The sequence below is a fragment of the Synechococcus sp. R55.3 genome (genome assembly GCF_047461975.1).
Classification (GTDB): Bacteria; Cyanobacteriota; Cyanobacteriia; order Thermostichales; family Thermostichaceae; genus Thermostichus.
The window spans coordinates 1-3,031 of the sequence record NZ_JANSIG010000141.1 but is presented as its reverse complement, the minus strand read 5'-3'; the positions used below and the strand labels follow the sequence as shown (position 1 = coordinate 3,031).

General features: G+C 58.6%; 2 protein-coding genes and 1 pseudogene. 1 reads left to right on the top strand and 2 read right to left on the bottom strand.

All coding sequences use genetic code 11. The annotated features are described in order from the left end of the window. Together NW849_RS14105 and NW849_RS14100 are read right to left on the bottom strand one after the other, a co-directional pair. A pseudogene (locus NW849_RS14105) lies at window positions 1-458 on the bottom strand (RNA-guided endonuclease TnpB family protein); the annotation flags it as partial. 267 nt (window positions 459-725) lie between these two features. Next, window positions 726-2,018 carry a D-alanyl-D-alanine carboxypeptidase gene (locus NW849_RS14100; protein ID WP_414358454.1) on the bottom strand — a complete coding sequence of 431 codons (1,293 nt, stop codon included), beginning with the start codon at window positions 2,016-2,018 and terminating at the stop codon, window positions 726-728. 384 nt (window positions 2,019-2,402) lie between these two features. Here NW849_RS14100 and NW849_RS14095 point away from each other — a divergent pair, with 384 nt between their 5' ends. Continuing rightward, entirely contained in the window at window positions 2,403-2,930 is a 528-nt protein-coding gene (locus NW849_RS14095; RefSeq protein ID WP_414358452.1) for a MarR family winged helix-turn-helix transcriptional regulator, read from the top strand. Window positions 2,931-3,031: the final 101 nt, after the last annotated feature.

Genomic DNA, 3,031 nt, shown 5'->3' with positions numbered 1-3,031 from the left:
GAACCGTCTTTGCGCTTGACCAGAGTGGCCGATTTGGGATTGGAGCCTGCCAACTGTTCTCTCTGGTAATGACCAATCGCCAGCTCAAAGCGCTCTCGACCCTCCACCGTGGTCAGCGACACCGTCCAGTCTTTCTCGCGAAATGAAAAGATACGAGCGTCATAGGTAGCAAAGCCCCCCTTGAACGCTTTGACCGGACGGTTTTTCTGTCGGGCAACTTTACGAGCACCTGCTAGCCGTCTGCAGACCTGTACGGCCAAGTTACTGGACAAGCCGAACCGGGCACGGATTTCGCGGTAGCACAGAGATTGAAGTTTGACGGCGTTGGCGACCTTCTCGGGTTTGTTTTGGTTGACCCAGTTCAAGGCTTGGCCGAAGGCATCCAAGGTCGCATCCAACTTTGCGGCTTGCGACTGAGACACCTTGAGCCTGCAGGAAAGGGTCAGGACTTGGGTCATACCCTTACGGTACCTCATCAAAGTGCATTCCTCCCGACCCTCGCCCTGTGGGCAGAGGGCGGGGCTCCTGCGCTAGTAAGCTGAGACTTCAATCACCAGCTTCCCGTACTGCTTAGCCACCGCCTTCAGCAGCTCTTTGAAGGCTCCATGCGCCCAAGTCAGTAGCGAGCGCACTACTCTGCCCTGCATAGCTGCAAGGCCGCAATCTCTCGCCCCCTAACGGGAAGTGGGGGAGAGGTACATAAAGAAGAAGTCTAATTGTCGGCATTAGCGGCGAAGGGGCTCGGAAATGGCCGCCACCTCCCGCAGAAACTGATCCTGTTGTTGGCTCAAAATGCCCAGGTCGGGGCCTTGGTTGAGCAGGATAAAGCGGGTGCCATCCGGCAATTGCCCCATCATCATCAGCCGATCCGCAGCGGATCCCACCTGAGCCACCGTGCCTGGGGGCAAGGTGCGCGCCTGCAGGGTGCTGTGGCCAATGCCCGCTCTGGGCAAGATCCGAGTCGGATCCCCGTCCGTGAGATCCACCAACTGCTCCCAGAGGTGAGCTAGGGCGCGAGGGGAGAGGTACAGGGCTTGCCCCCTTTGTCCAAAGCGAATGTCTTGCTCGGCGGGGGCCATGTCGGGATCCAGGCGGGAAATGGGCTGAGCCACCAACCGCTGCCGCAGGTACTCCAGCAGGGCTGTTTTGCCCCCCAGTTCCGCCAACAGGGCTTCTGCCATAGTCCGGTCGTTGCTGCCGTTGAGGATTTGCAACAGGGATCCCAGGCGTAGCGAGGTATAACGAGCCAAGCAGTGGGCGTCCGCGGGGAGGGCTGTCAGGGTTGACACCGAGCCGCGAATGGCAACCGGGTGGGGCTGTTGCGTATCGCTGAGGAGCTCTGCCAAACGCCGAGCACCGGCCAAAGGATCGGGTTGGCCCAGCAGGTGCAAGGGGGACAACACCTTCACATCCCCGTCGATCTGGCGAATGTTGAGGCTATGCAAATGGTGGGCCAGCTCTGCCACATTCGCTTCCGTGAAGTAGGGATCCCCGCCACCCACCAGGATCAAATCTCCCGTCAAGCGATGGCCCAAAAGATGGCCTGTGGTGTAGAACCGGGTCTCAAAGCGACGTTCATAGCCCCAAGTCTCCAGGGCCATCAAGCTGATGGCCAACTGATCCAAGGCTCCCACCGGCAAAGGCCGATCCGATAAATGCTCCGCTAACAGATCCCCTTCCGGTGTCCAGAGCAGGATCCCCTGTTGAGAGAGCGCTCCCCCTTGGGCTGCCAATCCCTGCAAAAAGCCGGACAAGACCGGAGCATAAGGGGAATCTTCCCACTCCGGCGATTGGGCACGAGGCCACCAGGGGGGAAGGCCCGGAGTTCCACTTGGGGAAGGCAGCGGCGGCGGTGGGGTGGGGATGGGGGGGAAAGGATTCTGAGCCGATGTGGGAAACTCGACTTCGGCACCCGTGCGATTGCTCCAGCAGGCCCCCAAGGCCAAAGCACCGGCCAACGGGATCCCTGCCCAGAGGAAACGACGATGGGGGCGCAACCCCTGTGGGATAAGCGGCATGACGACCTCACCAAAGACACTTGCAAAAGACGACAGGCTGGCAAGACTTGACGCTACTCTAGTGCCATCCGAACTGCCTTTGCAAATCTCTGTGGCAGCCTCTTCCAGCGCTATCGACTCCAGTTCATGCGAGCCCATCTTTTGCTTGGCAGGGATCCCACTCGGCTGTAGCCTGATGCGAAGCCAGAAAATGCTGTGTTGCCTGATGGATATCCTTTGCAACGGCAATGGCTGCAGATCGTCCGTTGGCTGTGCAAGGGCTAGGCTGTACTGGAGAGGGTGGGAGATGGCTCATACACTCGTGCAGAACGGATCGCAAGCTCCTTCTCTCCTGAGTAAAAGATAAAATAGGGCGATTTAGACTCTAAGCATTCCAGGCCGCCAATGGGAAACAGTCCAACCAAAGTAAGAGTTCAATCGGAAAAACAGGCTTTCCTAGAACGGTGGCATGACATTCTCGCCCCCAACTCCTTGGGCTATCGCATTCGATTGTTGTCTCAATTGGTGCGGCGGAAGTTCCAGTCCTATTTAGAGCCTTTTGGCCTAACCATCTCCCATTGGGTGGTGCTCTGCTGCCTCTGGGAAGAAGACGGGATCCCGACTTCCACCATTTGTGAGCGCCTGCAGCAGTTGGGGGGCACCATGACCGGGGTGTTGGATGGCATGGAAAAACGGGAGCTGATCCGGCGGCAGCGGGATCCTGAGGATCGGCGGATTTGGCGAGTCTACCTCACACCGGCAGGAGAGGAGCTGAAAGACGTTTTGCCCCCTCTGATTTGGCAGTTGCGGGAGCAAACCTACGGCTGTCTCAGCCCAGAAGAACGGGCAACCCTCTCGCGGCTGGTGGATCGGCTGATCGCCCATTTGTCAGTGGATCCAGAGGCGGCTGTATTGTCAGAGCCAAGCCAATAGTCTTTGGTCTTCATGGGTCGTGTTGGTAAACTACCCCCGCCTAAAGGCGGGAGCTTTCAGTAGCCCTAGAGTCGGCAAGCCAACCCTGGACCTCTAGGCTG